Origin of the sequence: Formosa bonchosmolovskayae (assembly GCF_051016085.1) — a bacterium.
Taxonomy (GTDB): Bacteria; Bacteroidota; Bacteroidia; order Flavobacteriales; family Flavobacteriaceae; genus Formosa.
Window position 1 is genome coordinate 1,460,185 of sequence record NZ_CP174605.1, and the last position, 20,740, is coordinate 1,480,924.

A 20,740-nucleotide genomic window follows, 5' to 3' on the forward strand; every position below is an offset into this window, starting at 1 on the left:
TATTAGGTGCATTATCTGTATATTGCCGAATGTTAAAAATCTTAACATTTACGTAATAGTAGAATAATAATTAGCACTACTTTTGCACTCGTAAAATTAATTTCAAATAACAAAAATGAAGAACATTACAAAAAACTTATTTTTTGCAATAATCATGGTGTGTAGCACTGTGTCTTTTGCGCAAAGTATTGTTACAGGAACTACTGTAGATCCTGAATCCAACATGCCTTTACCGGGAGTAAACGTTGTGGAGAAAGGAACAACTAATGGTGTTTCTAGTGATTTTGACGGAAATTTTTCAATTAAGACAAAGACTACAGATGCTGTAATCGTTGTGTCTTACATTGGATATTTATCTAAAGAAATTCCTGTAAATGGGAATGTAGATTTAGGTAAAATTGTTTTAGAGTCTAGCGAATTTGGTTTAGATGAAGTTCAAATTATTGCTTCAGTGGCGGTAGACAGAAAAACACCTGTTGCTGTATCTACTATTAGAGCTGAAGAAATTGAATTAAAATTAGGTACTCAGGAGTTTCCTGAAGTTTTAAAATCTACGCCTGGAGTTTACGCTACTAAAGCAGGTGGTGGTTTTGGTGATGGTCAAATTAACGTAAGAGGATTTGAAGACGAAAACGTTGCTGTTTTAATTAATGGTGTGCCTGTAAACGACATGGAAAATGGTAATGTTTACTGGAGTAACTGGGCTGGTCTTGGAGACGTAACTAGCATGATGCAAGTACAACGTGGTTTAGGAGCATCTAAGGTGGCTGTACCATCTATTGGGGGTACAATTAACATTGTTACTAAAACTACTGATGTAGAAAAAGGTGGTTCTGTTGGATCTTCTGTGGGTAATGATGGATACTTAAAGTACGGAGCTCTGTATTCTACAGGTATCATGGAAAATGGTTTTGCAGCTACAGTTTCGGCATATAGAACAACTGGAGATGGTTATGTAGATGGTACAGAATTTGAGGCATTATCGTATTTCATAAATGTGTCTAAGCAAATTAATGATAAACATAAATTAGCATTTAGTGCTTTTGGGGCTAAGCAACGTCACGGTCAAAGACAAAACAGTCAAACTATCGAGACTTACAGAGCAACAAACCAAGGTGGAAAACGCTTTAACGCAGATTGGGGTTACAAAAATGGTCAAGTAACTCATCAAGAAGATAACTTTTATAACAAACCTCAGATTTCATTAAATCACTATTGGACAATTTCTGATCGTACGAAATTATCAACAGCTCTATACGCATCGATCGGTAGCGGTGGTGGAGGTGGTTATGATGGTGAAAACAAATTTTCACTAGGCGAAAACGGTATCACAGATTACAGAATAGGAGCTTATGGTCCTACAGATTTTGATAAAATTGTAGACGAAAATCAAGCTTTAGGCGCTTATGGTTCTGAAACTATTTTAAGAGCATCTCGTAACGATCATGAATGGTATGGTTTATTATCTACTTTAGATCATAAATTCGGTGATAACTTAGTGTTAACTGGTGGTTTAGATTTAAGAACATATAAAGGTATTCACTATACCGAATTAACAGATTTATTAGGAGGTCAGTATTATGCTGATGATGCTAACGTAAACGATCCAAATGCAACATACCAAGTTGGAGATACATATTCTTACCATAATGATGGTTTAGTAAACTGGGTTGGTCTATTCGGTCAGTTAGAATATTCTATGGACAATTTATCAACTTTTGTTGCTATTGCAGGATCTAACACAGGATTTAAACGTGTAGATTACTTTAACTATTTAGATAGCGATCCAAATCAATCAACAGATTGGTATAACTTCATAGGTTATAGTGCTAAAGGGGGTGCAAATTACAACTTAACAGAAAATCACAATGTATTTGCCAACATAGGATACTTTGAAAAAGCTGGAGGTTTCGACGCTACATTTATTGGTTACGATAACGAAAGAATTAACCCAGACGCAGAAAATCAAAAGATTTTCAGTATGGAATTAGGATATGGTTTTAGATCTCAAAAATTTTCTGCTAACATTAACATATACAGAACGGAATGGAATGATAGAACAGAAACTTATAATTACCAACAACCTGATGGAACTTTAGCGGCTGCAAATATTTTAGGCGTAAATGCTCTTCACCAAGGTTTAGAAATAGATTTCGTATATAGAGCTTCAGATAAATTCAAAGTAACGGGAATGGCTTCTTTCGGAGATTGGAAATGGGCTAACAATGTAAAAGATGTTGAAATTTATGATGAAGACCAAAACTTAATCGAAACTGTAGATTTATATATTGATGGCTTACATGTTGGTGGATCTGCTCAAACTACAATGGCACTTGGTCTAGACTATGAGTTTATGCCTAAAACAAGAATAATGGCAGACTTTAATTACTTCGATAGAATATTCGCAGAGTATGATCCAAGTGATAGAGGTACACCAGGTCCTGAAGCATGGGAATTACCAGCTTACGGATTATTCGATTTAGGATTAGTTCATAACCTTGACTTCGGACCATTTGATGTACGTTTGGTAGGTAGAATGAATAATGTATTCAATACAGAGTATGTGGCAAATGGTTATGATGGATCTACAGCAAGCTCTGCACGTGTATGGTACGGAACAGGAAGAACGTTTAGTGTAGGTGCTCAACTTAACTTTTAAAGAAAATTAAAATGAAGAAATTAGTATATTTATTAGTAGTTGTAGGCGCAATGTTAACGAGTTGCGATCCTATGGAAGATATTTATAATGACATTGATAGTGTTGATAAACCAATTGTTGGTGTTGATGACTATACATTAACAGACGATGATTACGCAGACCTAGAATTAGGATTTGGTAGCTTCGATTCTGAAGACCAAGCTAAAGAATTAATTCCTGGATTTTTATCAGATGCATTTCCTTATTGGGGAAATGAATCAGCTGTATTCGTAACATACAACCTATATCAATCAAACAGTATCAAGTCTGAGACAGCTTACACTGTAACAGATGACGATTATACTACGTTAGGGTTTAATTACGGAAACTTTGATAGCGCAGGAGATATGACAGAATTACTTATGTATAAGTATCCAGATGCTACAAGAGGTGCTATGGTAGACTTAACATACAAGTATTATTCAGGAGGTTCAACTTCAGAAGTAACAAACAATTTTATTCTTTTAGATTCATGGGAAATGGTTCGTGAGTTTACTATCGAAGAATATAACGCTATGGAACAATCTTATCCTAACTTCTCAAGTGAGGATGTAGCAGAATTTAATATCTCTGTTTACTTAAAAACGTTATACCCATATGCTAAGGCAGACGATCGTGTGGTAACAATGTATGAACTATACGTGAGCGGTGCAGATAATGAAATGAATATCGTTCCTTTTGTATTTAATGGTTCAGAATGGATAGCTATTCCATCAGTTATTGAAAGTTCGTTACAATTCGGAAACGATAATGGTACTTGGGTTCCAGATAATACAATTAGACACACATTAGTTGGTGACGATTATGAGTATATGTCTGCTCAATTAATTAATGAGCCAGGTTTTGAAAGTCCTGCAGATAGTATGGGATACTATAAGAATTTAGACAGAAGAGAAGGTAACGAAAACTATTGGAGTGACGATACCACTGTTAATAATGCTGGGTTAAGTGATATGATTGAAACAGCTTTGGCTATTTTACTAGATAAATTAGATCCAAGTGCTGAGGATGGTCAGAAATATTTAATGACTTACGATATTTATAACGGTACAAATACTACAGAAACTACACCTATGATTAAAACAGATGGTGTTTGGGTTAGAAATAACTAATTCTGTTTCTAACATATAATAATTAAAACCATGTAGAAATACATGGTTTTTTTATGCCGTTAAATTGCTTACATTTGCTTTTAATAAAATAAAAAATCATCATCATGTATAATGTAATTAGAGATTTACATTCCTATTGGGCTTTTTTAGTACTGGCTGTATTAATTATAGCAACGGTAAATAGTATTATTAAGTTTGTTAGTAAAAAAGAATATGGGCCTAAAGATTTTAGATTGGCTTTATTTACTATAATCGTATCTCATATTCAATTATTAGTAGGAATTATATTATATGTAGTTTCTCCAAGAATGGCTTTGTTTAGTGAACTAGGAATGGGAGGCATTATGAAAGATTCTATAAGCAGATTATATTTAATAGAGCACCCAATAATTAATATTATTGCACTTGTATTTATTACAATGGGGTATTCTAAACACAAAGCGAAATTATCGTCTAATGCGAAATTTAAGACCATCTCAATATTTTATTCTATCGGTTTAGTACTTTTACTATCTAGAATACCATGGAGCATGTGGTTAGGATTATAACATTTCAAAGCGACTTTTTAGTCGCTTTTTTTATGTGTTTACTTTTCTCTAATAACATAAATATATACAGGGAAATGATCGCTATATCCATTTGTAAAACCTTCGTATCCAAAACTCCTAAACGGATAACCTTTGTAAGTACCTGTTTTAGTAATTAGATACTGTGCATTAAATATTCCAGCCTTATAATATCGATACACACTAAAGTCTGTTTCTAATAGAGGTTTGCTAATTAAAATCTGATCGAAGAGGCTCCATTTGTCTCGATAGGCAGTTGTGCCAAAGCCATCGCTGTAAAGTTGCTCCATGGGGTTGTAAATGCCTTTTAAGCCCACTTTACTCTTCTTTTTTTGAGTCTTTAATACCGTTTTAAAGCTAGAGTTGGTAGGATCGTCATTAAAATCGCCCATGATAATAATTTTAGCGTAAGGATCTATGGTTTGTAACGAGTCTATAATATGTTTATTTAATGTGGCTGCTGCCATACGTTTTGGATTGCTCTTTGTTTCCCCACCACGTCTAGAGGGCCAATGGTTTACTATAATATGAATCAAGTCGCCTTGTAAAAGTCCACTTACCACCAATTGATCTCGCGTATAAATAGGAGTGCCTTTAAGTTCGTCTTTTAAGTAAAGCGTATGGTTTGATGTGGAAATTGGTGTAAATAGGTTTTTCTGATAAATTAAACCTACATCAATTCCTCTGCGGTCTGGAGAATCAAAATGCACAATGCCATAATCGTATTTTATAAGTAGCGTGTCATTAATAATATCTTCCAACACGGCTCGATTTTCAATTTCCGAAACACCTAAAATAGCGGGAGCGTTCCCAGTTTTTTCAAATCCAATATCCGAGATCACACGGGACATGTTTTTAATCTTCATAGCGTATACTTCAGAACGGTTTTCTGCGAGTTCCATAATCGGACTACTTTCATCAAAAATGGTAGGATCGTCTTCAGTATCGAATAAGTTTTCAAGGTTATAAAATGCAATAGTATGTATTGAAAATTCCCGCTCTTGGGCGCAAATTATTGCTGTGTTAATAAGGCAGATTATCCATAAAATATACTTTAACTTGTTCATCCTGAATTAAATATATAATCTAAATATAGTGTTTTTTAAATAAAAATTATTAAATTAATAGACCCTAAGTGTTTGATAGTTAGAAAGTAATGAGTTTTAAATGTTGTTTTAATGGAGAAAACTATCCTCGCCTTTTGTTGTGTTTTTATTGTATTTCAATCCGTTTTATCGCAAAATCAAGACGTTTCTGGAAGTGTTAAAGATGCGTTGTCTTTCCAACCATTACCCAATGCTAGTATTCAAATTGAGAGTACAAACCTAAGTGCCGAAACCAGTGCTTCTGGAGCTTTTAAAATAAAAAATCCGACCACTTTTGGAGAATACGTTTTACATGTTTCTAAACCCGGTTATGTTAGTAAGCGTTATCCGATAATTATAAATGAAGGCGTGCCTTTACATATAGACGATATGTTTTTGAAAATAGACGCGACCTCTAGTCAAGATTTATACACGATTGTATTAACAGACGACGAATTAAATGAAGATACAAGTGCTGCCGATAATATTTCCGGGTTATTGCAAGCTTCTCAAGATGTATTTCAACGCACTGCAGCATTCGAGTTTAGTGGCTCCTTCTTTAAAATTCGTGGATTAGATTCAAGCGAAGGCAAATTGTTAATTAATGGAATCGAAATGAATTCTATGTTTAATGGAAGAATGCAATGGAGTAATTGGGGAGGTATTAATGATGTGCTTCGCAATCAGGAATTCGGATTCGGCTTAGCACCGTCCACACTAAATTTTGGAGGTGTATTGGGAACGACAAATATAAGTACGCGTGCTTCTAAATATAGAGAAGGTGGTCGGTTAACATATACCTCTTCTAACAGAAGTTATGCGAATCGTTTAATGGCTAGTTATGCTTCCGGTTTAGTTAAAAATGGCTGGGCATATGCCCTTTCTATTGGAAGGCGTTGGGGACATGAAGGCTTTCAAGATGCCACATTTTACGATGCCAATTCTTTTTTTATATCGGTAGAAAAAAAATTAAACCAAAAGCAAGCTCTGAATTTTACAGGAATTTTTACGCCAAACAGACGCGGAAAATCATCCCCAAATACCCAGGAAGTTTTCGATTTAAGAGATATCAAATATAACGAGTATTGGGGTTTTCAAGATGGCGAGAAACGAAATTCTAGAGTTAAAGATGTGGCTCAACCTATTTTTATGTTAAGTCATTATTGGGACATTAATAAGGAAACCGAGCTTCAAACTAACCTGAGTTATACCTTCGGAAAACAAGGCCACAGCCGGTTAGATTATCCTGGTGGTGGTAACCCGAGTCCCGCATATTATCAGAAATTACCGAGTTATTACTTAGCAAAACCCGAACCCGATTATACCAATGCTTATCTCTCGGAACACGAATTTATAAACAATGGCCAAATAGATTGGAATGCTATATACGATGCTAATATAACTAATGCAAATCAAGGGTTAGAAGCTGCATATGTGCAATACGAAGACCGTACAGACGATAATCAGTTTACTGTAAATTCTATTTTAAATACGGCGCTTAGCGATCACATTTTACTAAGTGGCTCCCTTAATTATTCGCAATTAATCTCTAATAATTTTGCAGAAATAACTGATTTGTTAGGTGCCTCGGGTTACCTAAATGTTGATGCGTTCGACGGTTGGCAATACGATTTACAAAACCCAAACGCAATAATTGGAGAAGGCGGAACAATAAAATACAATTATCAAATGCATGCAAATGTGATTTCTGCCTTTGCCCAAGCGCAATTTAAAAATAATACTGTCGATTATTTTGCGGCCGTTTATGTAAATCATACCAATTATCAGCGCGAGGGCTTGTTTCAAAATGAAGCTTTTAAAGACAATTCAATAGGAAAAAGTGAAGCACTAAACTTTCTCGGATATGGCCTAAAAGGTGGATTAACATATAAGTATACAGCCAAACATGTGTTGGATATTCATGCAGCATATTTAACAAAGGCACCAAATATTCAAAGTTCTTTTTCAAACCCTCGAGAGAACAACAATGTAGTCAAAGATATTTCTGAAGAACGCGTTTTGGCTTTCGATGCGAGCTATATTTTTAGGTCCCGACTTATTACATCTAAATTAACTGGTTTTTATATAGATAAACGGGGAAGTAACGAAATCGGATTTTATTATGCCGACGGATTAACATCTGCTGGTATCGAGTTTAACGAAACGTCTGCCTTTGTTCAAGAAGTACTTTATGCTGTAAATACACTGCATTATGGTTTAGAATTAGGGATAGAGGCCAAACTTACATCATCGTTTAAATTAAAAGCGGTGGCGTCTTCAGGGCAATATACCTATAATAACAACCCCAATTTATATCTAACATCTTCAAGTTTTGTCACCCAAGATGGGGCTATTGAATTTGGAGAATCTAATCTTAAAAATTATAAAGTTGCTGGAGGACCGCAATCCGCTTTTTCATTCGGATTTGAATATAGTGATCCTGATTATTGGTGGTTTGGGGCGACTGCAAATTATTTAATGCGTACGTATGTAGATGTAAGTCCGCTTACAAGAACATCTAATTTTTATTTAGATGACGATGGCCTGCCTTTTAATGATTACGATGAAGATGTCGCAAAACAGCTTTTAAAACAAGAACGCTTTAATGATTATTTGGTCGTGAATTTAATTGGTGGAAAATCGTGGAAAGTTGGTAAATATTACCTCGGTTTATTTGTAAGCATTAATAATCTATTGGATAATCTCTATAAAACAGGCGGATTTGAACAAGGACGGAATGCGAATTATAGAGAGTTAAAAGAAGATAACGAAAACCCGATTCGCGTGTTTGGTCCCAAATACTGGTACGGACGAGGAGCAACGTATTTCGGGAATGTGAATGTTAGATTTTAGACGAATATTAAATTTTATGACAGATGAAAAGGAGAATAAATATAAATCGGATTTTAAGTGTTTTAATATTAATTACATTGTGGTCTTGCGTCCAGGATGATGATTTTTCGGTGCCTTCTAATTTAAATGAAGATGAAAATAAAAGTTTGAATACTATTCTTGAAGGTTTAAAATCGGGAACGCTTAATGAAATTTCCATAGCATCTTTAAAGCAACAATTTGTCCCTGGCGAGGTCATTCAATTTAGTTCTAATAGCGTGGTGAAGGGTTACGTAACATCGTCTGATAAAACAGGAAATTTTTATAAAGAAATCTATATTCAAGATCGTCCTAGCAATCCTACTGCGGCATTACATATTGTATTAAATCAGGTCGATTCGTATAATAAATTCAACCTCGGACGGGAAGTTTATATTGTATTGCAAGATTTATATTTAGGCGAAACGGCTTCCGAAGTCCTCGCTATTGGAGGGGAAGCAGATGGGAGTCGTGTGGGGTTACTCAGCGAAAATCAGATTAAAACACATCTGTTTCGTTCTACTGAAACGGTTGAAATTGTACCCTTAGAATTAAATTTTTCAGATATTAATGAAAACTACATAGGCATGTATATTTCCATTAATAATGTAGAATTTCCAGAGAGTCTTGAAGGGCAATCGTATTTTAATGCGATCGATGATTTTGATACACAAAGGAAGATGCAACGTTGTGAAGGATTTAGTTACGAAGAATTTATTTTAGAAACGAGTTCGTTTTCAATATTTAAAAATGAAATCTTACCCACACAAAACGGTACAATAAAGGGCATAATTTCTAAAAGTTATGGAGGCGACGATTTTGTTTTAGTTTTAAACGATACTCAAGATGTTATTTTTAATAATCCGCGGTGCACACCTTTAAACGCAGACGATTTTACCATAATCTTCGAAGAGACTTTTAATGATGCTGTAGATGAAGATATTCTCGATACCGAAGGTTGGATAAATTTTGCCGAGCGAGGACAGGTGTTATGGACCGAACAAATCTATAGTAAAAATGGGTATGCCGAATTTGGAACGTTTGGAGCTACCGATACTCAGAATTTGGCATGGTTAGTTTCTCCAGGTATAAATATGGATGAGCAGGATAACGAATTTCTAAATTTTAAAATGGGACAACATCATATTACATCGGTAAGAAATACTATTGAAGTGTTGGTGTCTACAGATTTTAATGGCACAGATGTACTTAATGCCACTTGGACGGAAATAGAGGCAAAAGTGCCTACTAAATACGACGAATGGTATGCTTTTAAAGATTCTGGTCTTATCGATATATCTCAATTTTCAGGAACACTTTATGTGGCATTTAGAGTCACCGGATCTGGAACCAATGAAGCTTTAGACGGTTCGTATCAACTCGACGATTTTAGAGTACTAACCGAAAAATAATTTATACTACTTCAGGGACACTACGCAATAATAAATAGACAGGAAAATGATCGCTATAGCCACCTTTGTAGGTTTTTCCAGCGTAAGTTCTAAAAGGTTGACCTTTAAAACGTCCTTTGTATTGCTTCATAAAATCAGGATCGAAAATGTTAGCACTTCCAAAGTTGTGCGTGCCTGGTCTGTGGTCTAGAAAATTATGGGTTAACATAAACTGATCGAATACATCCCATTTAAATCGGTAATTTACAGTCCCTCTATCAAACGATTTAAGCTGTTCCATAGGGTTGAAAAGCGAATTATTATTCACTAAAGCCTGAACACTTTCGCTTGCAGAATTGTCGTTAAAATCGCCCATAACAATAATTTTAGCTTCTGGATTTTCTGCCTTTAAACTCTCTATTATTTCGGTTGCTTTATTGGATACCTCCATACGTTTTGGCTCGTTGGATTCTTCGTGTTTAGACGGCCAATGGTTGACTAAAAAATGTATAAGCTCGCCATCGAATATTCCGGACACGCGTAAAATATCTCGGGTATAATCTACTTGTCCGTTTTCCTCGATTAAAACAATAGAATAGGGAGCAGAATCGGTTACTGTAAAGCGTGTTTTATCGTATAATAAGGCAACGTCAATACCGCGTTCGTCAGGAGAATCGTAGTGCACAAAGCCGTAAGGAATATCTTTTAAATGCTCAGAATCTAAAAGATCTTGAATCACTTTTGCATTTTCAACTTCGGCAACACCTACAATTGCAGGATGTATACCGGTTTCGGTCTTTCCAATACTAGAAATTGCTAATCCTAATTTAAACAATTTATTTTCGTATCTTTTTAAGGTCCAACGTTTTTCAGAAGTCGATAAAAAATCAGTATCGAAAGTGTTCGGATCGTTGGTGATGTCGAATAAATTTTCTAAATTAAAAAAGGCAATGGTTTTCATGTAATCAAGTTAATTTCTATCGCAAGGTAAGACTTCAAAAGGTAAATAGGAATCTTAAAAATATAAAAATTATTCAGCCTACAATTATGTAACTTTGTGCTTTAAATCAATTTATGCTAGAAAAAAAGGATATAAACTTAGAACGTGCAGTTTTAATAGGTGTTGTCACTAAAGAGCAAGACGAAGAGAAATCTAAAGAATATTTAGACGAATTGGAGTTTTTAACTTTTACCGCTGGAGGTGAGGTGATAAAACGATTTACTCAAAAAATGGAACGGCCAAATCCTAAAACCTTTATAGGGACAGGAAAAATGGCAGACGTTCAACAATTTATTGAGGATAATGATATTGGTACTGCTATTTTTGATGACGAATTATCGTCTGCTCAAGAGCGAAATATAAGTAAGATTTTAAATTGTAAAGTCTTAGATCGGACCAATTTAATTTTAGACATCTTTGCACAACGTGCACAAACCAGTTATGCGAGAACGCAGGTGGAATTGGCACAGTGCGAATATTTATTACCTCGATTAAGAGGAATGTGGACACACCTTGAACGCCAAAAAGGGGGAATTGGAATGCGTGGACCTGGGGAAACCGAAATTGAAACAGATAGACGTATTGTAAGAGAACGTATTGCTTTATTAAAGGAGAAAATAAAAACGATAGACAAGCAAATGTCTGTACAACGCGGTAATCGTGGTGCTATGGTTCGTGTGGCTTTAGTGGGATATACCAATGTTGGAAAATCGACTTTAATGAATGTTATTAGTAAAAGTGAAGTGTTTGCCGAAAACAAATTATTCGCGACGCTAGATACTACGGTTAGAAAAGTAGTGGTTCATAATTTACCATTCTTATTAAGTGATACGGTTGGGTTTATTAGAAAGTTACCAACGCAATTGGTAGACTCTTTTAAGAGTACTTTGGATGAAGTTCGTGAAGCCGATTTATTATTGCACATTGTAGATATTTCTCATCCTAATTTTGAAGATCATATCGCTTCAGTAGAAAAAATATTAGGGGAAATAGAAGGTGGAGACAAACCTGTTATTATGGTGTTTAATAAAATTGATGCCTATGAAGCAGAACCATTTGACGAAACCGACTTACAAGAAGTACGTACAAAAGCGAATTATTCGTTAGAAGAATGGAAACGCACATGGATGAATAAATTAGGTGAAAACGCCTTATTTATTTCTGCATTAAACAAGGAAAATTTAGAAGATTTTAGAAAACGCGTTTACGATGAGGTTCGTGAGATTCACATCACACGTTTTCCTTACAATCACTTTCTATATCCGGATTACGACGATCTCGATTTAAGTGAGGAAGAATAAAATAAAAATGCGCTTAGGCGCATTTTTTTATGCCTTATAATAGCTTACAGCTTATTAGGGAACGTTTTTAGCGTAATTAAAAATGGTAATAAGAATTAATCCATTTGCAACTAAATCTGTTAAAGAAAGCAATGTAAAATGGAATGCATTTCGAAATGTATGTAGATACACTTCGAAAACGTAGTGTATAAAAAAGGCTTCAATTTATATTGAAGCCTTTTTGAAACTAAATATTTTGATGGTTTAGAACGCGTAGCTTAAACCAAATGTCCAATACGTTTGTAAGTCGTTATCTACACTATCAAACGTTTCTCCAGTGTTACCTTGAGTATTAATAGCATAATTAAGAGCTTCTTGTTTGTTGTCTCTTAAACCAAATTCGAAACCAAGACCAATTCCTCTCCAAAGTTCGTAACCTAATGCATTAGTCCATGTCCAGTTAGATAAGTCAGAGCTTTTATAAGATTGGAACATAGATAAGTTAGACTTTACGTTTAACTTTCCGAAAGATTTAGAATAATCTGCGACAAGTTTTGCTCCTAAAGAAGAATCGAAAATCACATCATCATCACTAAACACGAAGTTGTAGTTTAAAGGATGAATAACCACGATTAAACTTGAAACTGGTGTCCATGTAACCCCAACCCCAAGATCTAGGTAACCTGGATCGTTAAAGTTGTTTAATAACGTTGTTCTGTATTCTACTAAAGCAGAAGCCGCTAATTTTTCACTAAACTTATAGCCATATAGAGAGGTTAACGTAAAGATGTCTGTTGCTTGTCTGTAATCATCATCATCGTTTGGATCGTCCTTATCGTCAAACTTTACCCAGCTTAAATTTACATTGGCTGTAGTATACCAGAAAAAAGTTTCTCTGTTTAATTTAGCATAAGGATTAACAGTTATAGTAATATTACCTGCAGAGTTGTTAGGAGATCCTTGTGCGTACCAATTGCTAAACTCAGATAAGTTAGCACCTATAGTACCAAAAGCACCGTAATGCCATCCTGGATATTTATCAATTTGAGTTTGAAGCGCTTTCACTTCTGATTGAAGCGCACTTATAGAATCTTTTTTAGCACTCTGTATACTTTTTAATTCCTCTTTTGTTTGAGCGAATGAAGCTGTAGCAACCAACAGGAAGCAGATTGTAAAAATTCTTTTCATAATATTGTTATTATAATAATGGTTATGGTGCAAAAATAAAATATGTGAATTAATAAAGAAGTTAAATTTTACTTTCTTTTATAAAGCGGTACACTCGAGCATGCTTCTCCAAACATAATAGAGCGCGCAATAGGTCTTATTTTATTACTAATCATAACATAAGCACTTTCTGGAACAGGCTTTTTAGCACACCCTTTTATTATAACTGGGGCGTCTTTAAATTCTGAAACATCTAAATCGTTTATAATATCTTGATAAATCGAAGTTTCCAATTCGTTTAAGGTTCCTAAATTCACTTTTTCGGCATAAGGTTCAAGCTCTAATGTAATTAGCATATAAGCCCATGCAGGTACAATAGCATCTGTACTACAGGTTAAAGCAACATAGGTGTTCTGGTATTGTTCCCAATTATGAGACGCAACGTGTGCTCTAAAATCTAGTTCACGAAGTACTAGACCTTCAGCAAGCCAATCTTTAATATCTAATAAAATTCTAGATCCAGAAGGATAATAATCTTCAAGGTCTAAAACTTTAAGTTTACTATTGGCTACTCTATTTATAATGTCTTCTGCCATATAATTAAAGCATTCCTAATTCTAGCTTTGCTTCCTCGCTCATTAATTCTTGACTCCATGGCGGATCGAAAGTAATTTCTACTTCAGCATCCTTTATCATGTCTATAGATTTTACCTTTTCTTCTACTTCTAAAGGTAATGTTTCGGCAACAGGACAGTTAGGTGTTGTTAATGTCATTAGAATTTTTACCTCGGCATCTTCATTTACAAAGACGTCGTAAATTAATCCTAACTCATAAATATCTACAGGTATTTCTGGGTCGAAAATCGACTTTAAAACCTTTACTATTTTTTCGCCTAATTCGGCTGTATCTATTTCTTTACTCATTTTAATTCAGTTGTGTTTGGTATGCAATAGCATACATTTTTAGTTGTTTTACCATACTCACCAAACCATTTGCACGAGTTGGCGATAAATGTTCCTTTAAACCAATTTCATCTATAAAATCGGTGTTAGCATCTAAGATATCTTTAGGGTGCTGATTTGAAAACGCACGGATTAAAATAGCCACTATACCTTTTGTGATAATAGCATCGCTATCGGCAGTAAACTCTACTTTATTGTCTTTCATTTCTGCATGTACCCAAACCTTGCTTTGGCATCCTCTAATTAGGTTGTCGTCGTTTTTAAATTGATCGTCTATAAGAGGTAAAGACTTCCCTAAATCAATCATATATTGGTAACGTTCTTCCCAATCTTCAAACATTGAGAATTCGTCTATTATTTCGTTTTGTATGTCTTGTATCGTCACGTGTTCTATTTTTATCAAAATTACAAATTGTAAAATTGTTATTCAACGGTTTTGGCTAGAGATAAAATGTAATCTACTAATGGTTCAATTTTAGTATTCGGATTATTGTGGTCAAATTCTGAGGTGCTATATTTTAAATCGGCTTCAGTAATTTCTAATCTTGCGGCCGCAGCACCATCGTATGCGCGTTTCATTGAAGGGGCTTCTAAACTAGATAGTGTATTTAAGTTTACAGCTTCTAGTTTCTGCATGAGAATGTCCCATTCGGTATCTGAAATATCTCTAATCTTGTCAGGACCAAATTGTTCCTTTTTAACAAGTATCTCCTGATTTTCTATTCTAATTTTAAGAAATAATCCTCTAGTAATGGCTGTGTATTCCATTAGCACATCGTTTTGATCGGTATGCATTATAGATGAATTTACATTAGTTTGTACCGGTTCCGAATTGTTTTTAGTTAATCCGCATGCACTACATAATATAATACTTACTAAGAGCGTGATATATTTCATAACTAGAAATTTATACTAGAAAATTACAAAAAAGAATTCAATGTAAATTTAAGATAGCATCATTTTAGCTTTTTTAACACCAGTTACCAAAGCATCGACTTCTTCTTTAGTATTATAAAATGCGAATGAAGCTCTAACCGTTCCTGGTATTTTATAGAAATCCATGATAGGTTGTGCACAGTGATGACCTGTTCTAACGGCTATTCCTAATTTATCTAAAATGGTACCCACATCGTAAGGATGAATACCTTCTAAATTAAATGAAACTACAGACGTTTTTTGTTTAGATGTCCCGTAAATTTTTAATCCTTCAATTTCCGAAAGTTTAGCAGTGGCATACTCTAACAGTTCGTGTTCGTAGTTTGCAATGGCATCGAAACCAATACCATTCATATAATCTATAGCGGCACCAAAAGCAATTCCTCCACAGATATTAGGTGTTCCGGCTTCAAATTTATGAGGTAATCCTGCATAGGTTGTTTTTTCGAAAGTGACTTGGTCTATCATTTCGCCACCACCTTGATAAGGCGGAAGTTTGTTAAGCCAATCTTCTTTTCCGTAAAGCATACCTTCTCCGGTTGGGCCACACATTTTGTGAGCAGAGGTCACGTAAAAATCTACATCCAAAGCCTGAACATCGGGTTTAATATGAGGGCAAGATTGTGCGCCATCTATTAAAACGGCCGCACCAACTTTATGTGCTTCGTCAATTATATACTTAATAGGATTTATAGTTCCTAAAGCATTCGAAATATGATTTACAAATACCAATTTAGTATGATCTGAAAGGAGTTTGTGGTATTCGGACATGATTAACTCGCCTTCTAAATTCATAGGAATTACTTTAAGCGTTGCTCCAGAACGTTCGCATAACATTTGCCAAGGCACAATATTGCTGTGGTGTTCTAAAGCCGAAACAATAATTTCGTCTCCTTTTTTTAGTAGTGATGAAAATCCGTTTGCCACTAAATTAATACCATGTGTTGTTCCTGACGTAAATATAATTTCGTGAGAAAACTTGGCATTAAAATGGTTCTGAATTTTTATTCGTGCTTCCTCGTAAGCATCTGTTGCTTCTTGGCTTAACGAGTGTACCCCACGATGTATGTTTGCATTGTAGTTGCTATAGTAAGCTACAATGGCATCGATAACAGCTTGTGGTGTTTGCGATGTTGCAGCATTATCTAAATACACTAAAGGTTTACCGTTTACTTGTCTGTGAAGTATCGGGAAGTCTTGTCTTATGTGTTCTACGTTAAACATAATCGATGGTTTAGCCCAGATAGAGGCAGTTGTTGGAGCTCTTTTTCGAGGCACGAGAAAAAAGCGACTGCCGAAAGCTGGAATTAGCTTCTAATTTTAAAGATCGAATCCTAGATTTACACCTAGTTTCTCTGCTATAATTTTATTAATACGAGATTTAACTTCAGGTATTTTTACAGAATCCAAGACGTTATTACTAAAGGCGTACATAAGTAATGCTTTAGCTTCTTTCTGAGGAATTCCACGAGAACGTAAGTAAAACATAGCACTTTCGTCTAGCTGACCGATAGTACAACCGTGAGAACATTTTACATCGTCTGCAAAAATCTCTAACTGAGGTTTACTGTTAATGGTCGCTTTGTCGCTTAGTAATATATTATTGTTAGATTGGAAGGCATTAGTTTTTTGCGCTTCTTTATCTACCACCACTTTTCCGTTAAAGACTCCGGTACTACTGTCGTTAAAAATACCTTTGTAATCTTGGTGACTTTCGCAATTTGGTTCGATATGGTGTACCAAAGTATTGTGGTCTACGTGCTGTTTATTACCAATAATAGTAATCCCGTTAAGTGTAGAATCTATACGTTCTCCATTTTGATAGAAGTGCAAATTGTTTCGAGTTAATTTTCCTCCGAAAGAGAAGGTATGAACAGAAACATGACTTTCTTGCTTTTGGTTTACGTAAGTATTATCTATTAACGATGCATTTTCTTTGTCGTTTTGTAGCTTATAATAATCTACAATAGCGCGTTTGTTGGCGAAAATTTCGGTTACCGAATTTGTTAAAACAGGATTCTCATTTAAACTCTGGTGACGCTCGATTATTTGCACATGACTATTCTCGTCTACAACAATTAAGTTTCTTGGTTGATGCATCACTGCTTCTTCCGAACCTGTAGAAAAGTGTATAATTTGAATTGGTTTATTTACCAATTTATTTTTAGGAATGTGTATGTAAGCACCTTCGTTAGAGAACGCCGTATTTAAAGAGGTTAATCCACCTTTTTCTGCGACTTTATTAAAGTAATTCTCTATAACTAAGCGATATTTTGGTTTATTTAAAGCCGAAGACATTAAACAAACATCTATACCATCGTGCGTAGTTTGCGATAAATGTGACGAATATTTTCCGTCTATAAAGATGATTTTATACGTGTCGATTTCGTGTATTAAGTACGATTTAACATCGCGAAATTCTATTGCATTTTCATGCTTAGGGAATACGCTATAATCCTGTTTTAAAACACTGTTTAACGAGGTGTATTTCCAGTTTTCGTCCTTTTTTGAAGGAAATCCGGTAGTTTCAAATATTTTGAAGGCCTCGTTACGTATAGCATGTACAGGTGTATCGACATCGACTTTATTTTCGAATGCCATAAACGAAGACACTAATTTTTCTTTTAAATCCATTTTCTTAATAGTTTCAAGTTTAAGGTTTCAAGTGGTTCACTTTTGGCCTTATTTAAACTTGCTTCCTTTAAAATCTTTTTTGTTCAAATATGAAATCAAGTTACTAATTGCTTGCTTAAATTCATATTTTGAAACTAATGTTTCGAATTCCTCTTCTGAAAATACATTCTGAATCAAAACTCTATATAATTAAGACCTAGTTTCTTCTGTTTTGCCTTTTGATTAAAACGTAATATATTGGTTTCAAATCTTTGGGCTATGGTATTCGCAATGGAATCTGAAGATATTTTTACTTGGTCTTTAAACGATAATTATAATTGCAATCCGTTAATTACCCTTTTACTTCTTCTTTAATCCAGTCGTAACCTTTCTCTTCTAATTCGTGTGCAAGTTCTTTACCACCAGATTTTACAATCTTTCCGTCTAGTAAAACGTGTACAAAATCAGGAACGATATAATCTAATAAACGTTGGTAATGCGTAATAACTACAACTGCATTATCCCTGCTTTTTAATTTATTAACACCATTAGAGACAATACGTAAGGCATCGATATCTAAACCAGAATCTGTTTCGTCAAGGATTGCTAATTTAGGCTCTAACATAGCCATTTGGAAAATTTCATTACGTTTCTTTTCTCCCCCAGAAAATCCTTGGTTAAGAGAACGTGATAAAAATTTTCTATCGATTTCTAACAATTCAGATTTTTCACGAATTAACTTCAACATGTCTTTAGCAGGCATATCTTCTAATCCTTTTGCTTTACGCGTTTCGTTAATTGCAGTTTTTATGAAATTTGTAACCGAAACACCAGGAATTTCAACAGGATATTGGAACGATAAAAAGATGCCTTTGTGTGCGCGTTCTTCTGCCGATAATTCTTCAATATTTTCTTCGTCAAAATAAATCTCACCATCGGTTACTTCATACTCTTCTTTTCCTGCGATAACTGAAGATAATGTACTTTTACCAGAACCGTTTGGTCCCATAATAGCATGAACTTCTCCAGGTTTAACTTCTAAGTTAATTCCTTTTAAAATCGCTTTACCTTCTACGCTTGCGTGTAAATTATTAATCTTTAACATTACTCTGTATCTTAGTTATTCGTGTTCTTAATTTTTATTGTAGTCGCGTCTTGCGCTAGGGGTGGACTCACTTTAACAATTTCAGTAATTTCTATTTGAAATGGCCAGCCTTCTTCTCCTTCTGTTTTTGGTTTCACAATGCCTTTAATTTCTACGGGCACCATATCTGTACTTTCCTTTTTATACGCTTTAGCTTGATTGTCTAATTCGTGCATTTTATCGTTTATAATAATGCCGTAAACCTCTTCTTTGGTTTGTAAAATAGCGGCATCTGCGAAATACACAAATTCTCCTTTTAATACTTGAGCGTTCTTACTTTCTGATTGAGAAATGGTTTCTGTAGTTGTTTTAGATTCATTCTTACAACTAACAAAAAGCGAAAGGCAAAGTAATAATACGAGTGTTTTTTTCATTTTAAGGCGATTATAAAAGATTATCCTACAGATCCTTCTAAACTAATTTCCAATAATTTTTGAGCTTCAACAGCAAATTCCATTGGTAATTGTTTTAATACATCTTTACTAAATCCGTTCACAATTAAAGCAATTGCTTTTTCAGTATCGATACCACGTTGGTTACAATAGAAAATCTGGTCTTCACCAATTTTACTTGTAGTCGCTTCGTGTTCGATTTGTGCGGTTTTATTTTTAGCTTCAATGTATGGGAATGTATGTGCACCACACTCGTTACCCATTAACAAACTGTCGCATTGCGAGAAGTTACGGGCATTTTCTGCTCGTGGGCTAATTTGCACTAAACCTCTATAAGAGTTTTGAGATTTACCTGCAGAAATACCTTTACTAATAATGGTCGATTTAGTGTTTTTTCCTAAATGAATCATTTTTGTTCCGGTATCGGCTTGTTGGTAATTATTAGTAACTGCTATCGAGTAAAATTCTCCGACAGAATTATCACCTTTTAAAATACAACTTGGGTATTTCCATGTTACAGCAGATCCTGTTTCTACCTGTGTCCATGAGATTTTAGCATTTTTCTCACACAGTCCACGTTTAGTCACAAAATTGTAAACCCCTCCTTTTCCTTCAGCATTTCCTGGGAACCAGTTTTGTACTGTAGAATATTTTATTTCTGCGTTGTCCATAGCAATAAGCTCAACAACGGCAGCGTGTAATTGGTTTTCGTCACGGCTAGGTGCTGTACAACCTTCAAGGTAACTTACATAACTTCCTTCGTCTGCAACTAAAAGTGTACGTTCGAATTGACCAGTTCCTCCTTGATTGATTCTGAAATATGTAGATAATTCCATCGGACAACGAACACCTTTAGGAATGTAGCAGAAAGACCCATCACTAAATACAGCAGAATTTAAGGCCGCATAATAGTTGTCTTTTTGAGGTACAATAGTTCCTAAATATTTTCTAACTAACTCTGGATGTTCCTTGATTGCTTCTGAAATGGACATAAAAATAATCCCCTTTTCAGAAAGTGTTTTTTTGAATGTAGTTGCTACCGAAACAGAATCTACAACAATATCCATAGCCACATTATTCATCTTTTTCTGCTCGTCTACAGAAATTCCTAGCTTTTTATACATGGCTAGTAAATCTGGATCTACATCGTCTAATGTTTTATTTGGGTCTACCGATTTTGGAGCAGAGTAATATGCAATAGATTGAAAATCTGGTTTCACATAATTTACGTTTGCCCAATCTGGTTCTTCCATGTCTTGCCATACACGGAAAGCTTCCAATCTCCAATCTGTCATCCATTCTGGCTCTCCTTTTTTAAGGGAAATAGCTCTCACAATATCTTCATTTAGACCTATAGGGAAAGTGTCTGATTCCATATCAGTATAAAAACCATATTCGTATTCCTTGGTTTTTAATTCTTCCCTTAAGTCATCCTCTGTATACTTACTCATATTTAGTATAATGTTTTAAAGTGTAAAGTTATAAAGTTGAATTTGGGTTTTGTAAAAGCCGTGATTTAACT

At 34.7% G+C, this 20,740-nt stretch carries 18 protein-coding genes; 6 read left to right on the plus strand and 12 right to left on the minus strand.

All coding sequences use genetic code 11. The features are described from left to right. Positions 1 to 115: 115 nt before the first annotated feature. The 3 genes from ACKC83_RS06080 (at position 116) to ACKC83_RS06090 (ending at position 4,358) form a co-directional block, all read left to right on the plus strand. On the plus strand, positions 116 to 2,659 hold the full coding sequence (locus tag ACKC83_RS06080) for a TonB-dependent receptor (RefSeq protein WP_434037391.1): 2,544 nt from the start codon (positions 116 to 118) through the stop codon (positions 2,657 to 2,659). Positions 2,660 to 2,670: 11 nt separating this feature from the next. Beyond that, a complete protein-coding gene (locus ACKC83_RS06085) occupies positions 2,671 to 3,810 on the plus strand; it encodes a hypothetical protein (RefSeq protein ID WP_434037392.1) in 1,140 nt (379 codons plus the stop codon). 104 nt (positions 3,811 to 3,914) lie between these two features. After that, a complete protein-coding gene (locus tag ACKC83_RS06090; protein WP_414035664.1) occupies positions 3,915 to 4,358 on the plus strand; it encodes a hypothetical protein in 444 nt (147 codons plus the stop codon). A gap of 38 nt (positions 4,359 to 4,396) precedes the next feature. On the opposite strand, the gene ACKC83_RS06095 is transcribed toward ACKC83_RS06090, so the two are convergent. Then, complete coding sequence (locus tag ACKC83_RS06095; protein WP_434037393.1) at positions 4,397 to 5,443, minus strand: endonuclease/exonuclease/phosphatase family protein; 1,047 nt, start codon at positions 5,441 to 5,443, stop codon at positions 4,397 to 4,399. A gap of 111 nt (positions 5,444 to 5,554) precedes the next feature. Between ACKC83_RS06095 and ACKC83_RS06100 the strand changes: the two genes are divergently transcribed. Further along, on the plus strand, positions 5,555 to 8,314 hold the full coding sequence (locus ACKC83_RS06100; protein ID WP_434037394.1) for a carboxypeptidase regulatory-like domain-containing protein: 2,760 nt from the start codon (positions 5,555 to 5,557) through the stop codon (positions 8,312 to 8,314). A 23-nt stretch (positions 8,315 to 8,337) separates the two neighbouring features. Further along, the gene (locus ACKC83_RS06105; RefSeq protein ID WP_434037395.1) at positions 8,338 to 9,744 is read left to right on the plus strand and encodes a DUF5689 domain-containing protein; all 1,407 of its coding nucleotides are present in this window, start codon (positions 8,338 to 8,340) and stop codon (positions 9,742 to 9,744) included. Between the two features lies 1 nt (position 9,745). Here the strand turns inward: ACKC83_RS06105 and ACKC83_RS06110 are convergent, their stop codons facing one another. Further along, positions 9,746 to 10,684: an endonuclease gene (locus tag ACKC83_RS06110; RefSeq protein ID WP_434037396.1), complete on the minus strand. Its 939-nt coding sequence runs from the start codon at positions 10,682 to 10,684 to the stop codon at positions 9,746 to 9,748. A 113-nt stretch (positions 10,685 to 10,797) separates the two neighbouring features. Here ACKC83_RS06110 and hflX point away from each other — a divergent pair, with 113 nt between their 5' ends. Beyond that, a complete protein-coding gene (gene hflX / locus ACKC83_RS06115; protein WP_414035659.1) occupies positions 10,798 to 12,024 on the plus strand; it encodes a GTPase HflX in 1,227 nt (408 codons plus the stop codon). A gap of 243 nt (positions 12,025 to 12,267) precedes the next feature. Here hflX and ACKC83_RS06120 read toward each other — a convergent pair whose 3' ends face one another. From ACKC83_RS06120 to sufB, 10 genes are all read right to left on the minus strand, one after another. Beyond that, entirely contained in the window at positions 12,268 to 13,191 is a 924-nt protein-coding gene (locus ACKC83_RS06120) for a DUF3078 domain-containing protein (RefSeq protein WP_434037397.1), read from the minus strand. Positions 13,192 to 13,259: 68 nt separating this feature from the next. Then, entirely contained in the window at positions 13,260 to 13,766 is a 507-nt protein-coding gene (locus ACKC83_RS06125) for a DUF2480 family protein (RefSeq protein WP_434037398.1), read from the minus strand. Positions 13,767 to 13,770: 4 nt separating this feature from the next. Continuing rightward, positions 13,771 to 14,094 carry a DUF59 domain-containing protein gene (locus ACKC83_RS06130; RefSeq protein ID WP_414035652.1) on the minus strand — a complete coding sequence of 108 codons (324 nt, stop codon included), beginning with the start codon at positions 14,092 to 14,094 and terminating at the stop codon, positions 13,771 to 13,773. A gap of 1 nt (position 14,095) precedes the next feature. Then, the gene (locus ACKC83_RS06135) at positions 14,096 to 14,518 is read right to left on the minus strand and encodes a SufE family protein (protein ID WP_414035651.1); all 423 of its coding nucleotides are present in this window, start codon (positions 14,516 to 14,518) and stop codon (positions 14,096 to 14,098) included. Between the two features lie 38 nt (positions 14,519 to 14,556). Continuing rightward, the gene (locus ACKC83_RS06140; RefSeq protein ID WP_434037399.1) at positions 14,557 to 15,030 is read right to left on the minus strand and encodes a hypothetical protein; all 474 of its coding nucleotides are present in this window, start codon (positions 15,028 to 15,030) and stop codon (positions 14,557 to 14,559) included. Positions 15,031 to 15,078: 48 nt separating this feature from the next. After that, a complete protein-coding gene (locus ACKC83_RS06145; RefSeq protein WP_434037400.1) occupies positions 15,079 to 16,293 on the minus strand; it encodes an aminotransferase class V-fold PLP-dependent enzyme in 1,215 nt (404 codons plus the stop codon). A gap of 96 nt (positions 16,294 to 16,389) precedes the next feature. Continuing rightward, positions 16,390 to 17,703 carry a Fe-S cluster assembly protein SufD gene (gene sufD / locus ACKC83_RS06150; protein ID WP_434037401.1) on the minus strand — a complete coding sequence of 438 codons (1,314 nt, stop codon included), beginning with the start codon at positions 17,701 to 17,703 and terminating at the stop codon, positions 16,390 to 16,392. A 331-nt stretch (positions 17,704 to 18,034) separates the two neighbouring features. Next, positions 18,035 to 18,787 carry a Fe-S cluster assembly ATPase SufC gene (gene sufC, locus ACKC83_RS06155; protein WP_434037402.1) on the minus strand — a complete coding sequence of 251 codons (753 nt, stop codon included), beginning with the start codon at positions 18,785 to 18,787 and terminating at the stop codon, positions 18,035 to 18,037. Between the two features lie 11 nt (positions 18,788 to 18,798). After that, entirely contained in the window at positions 18,799 to 19,200 is a 402-nt protein-coding gene (locus tag ACKC83_RS06160; protein WP_434037403.1) for a hypothetical protein, read from the minus strand. Positions 19,201 to 19,220: 20 nt separating this feature from the next. Further along, on the minus strand, positions 19,221 to 20,669 hold the full coding sequence (gene sufB / locus ACKC83_RS06165) for a Fe-S cluster assembly protein SufB (RefSeq protein WP_414035645.1): 1,449 nt from the start codon (positions 20,667 to 20,669) through the stop codon (positions 19,221 to 19,223). Positions 20,670 to 20,740: the final 71 nt, after the last annotated feature.

Coding starts and splice junctions, on each gene's coding strand:
- ACKC83_RS06080 (WP_434037391.1), top strand. CDS start 116: ATGAAGAACATTACAAAAAACTTATTTTTTGCAATAATCATGGTGTGT.
- ACKC83_RS06085 (WP_434037392.1), top strand. CDS start 2,671: ATGAAGAAATTAGTATATTTATTAGTAGTTGTAGGCGCAATGTTAACG.
- ACKC83_RS06090 (WP_414035664.1), top strand. CDS start 3,915: ATGTATAATGTAATTAGAGATTTACATTCCTATTGGGCTTTTTTAGTA.
- ACKC83_RS06095 (WP_434037393.1), bottom strand. CDS start 5,443: ATGAACAAGTTAAAGTATATTTTATGGATAATCTGCCTTATTAACACA.
- ACKC83_RS06100 (WP_434037394.1), top strand. CDS start 5,555: ATGGAGAAAACTATCCTCGCCTTTTGTTGTGTTTTTATTGTATTTCAA.
- ACKC83_RS06105 (WP_434037395.1), top strand. CDS start 8,338: ATGAAAAGGAGAATAAATATAAATCGGATTTTAAGTGTTTTAATATTA.
- ACKC83_RS06110 (WP_434037396.1), bottom strand. CDS start 10,684: ATGAAAACCATTGCCTTTTTTAATTTAGAAAATTTATTCGACATCACC.
- hflX (WP_414035659.1), top strand. CDS start 10,798: ATGCTAGAAAAAAAGGATATAAACTTAGAACGTGCAGTTTTAATAGGT.
- ACKC83_RS06120 (WP_434037397.1), bottom strand. CDS start 13,191: ATGAAAAGAATTTTTACAATCTGCTTCCTGTTGGTTGCTACAGCTTCA.
- ACKC83_RS06125 (WP_434037398.1), bottom strand. CDS start 13,766: ATGGCAGAAGACATTATAAATAGAGTAGCCAATAGTAAACTTAAAGTT.
- ACKC83_RS06130 (WP_414035652.1), bottom strand. CDS start 14,094: ATGAGTAAAGAAATAGATACAGCCGAATTAGGCGAAAAAATAGTAAAG.
- ACKC83_RS06140 (WP_434037399.1), bottom strand. CDS start 15,030: ATGAAATATATCACGCTCTTAGTAAGTATTATATTATGTAGTGCATGC.
- ACKC83_RS06145 (WP_434037400.1), bottom strand. CDS start 16,293: ATGTTTAACGTAGAACACATAAGACAAGACTTCCCGATACTTCACAGA.
- sufD (WP_434037401.1), bottom strand. CDS start 17,703: ATGGATTTAAAAGAAAAATTAGTGTCTTCGTTTATGGCATTCGAAAAT.
- sufC (WP_434037402.1), bottom strand. CDS start 18,787: ATGTTAAAGATTAATAATTTACACGCAAGCGTAGAAGGTAAAGCGATT.
- ACKC83_RS06160 (WP_434037403.1), bottom strand. CDS start 19,200: ATGAAAAAAACACTCGTATTATTACTTTGCCTTTCGCTTTTTGTTAGT.
- sufB (WP_414035645.1), bottom strand. CDS start 20,669: ATGAGTAAGTATACAGAGGATGACTTAAGGGAAGAATTAAAAACCAAG.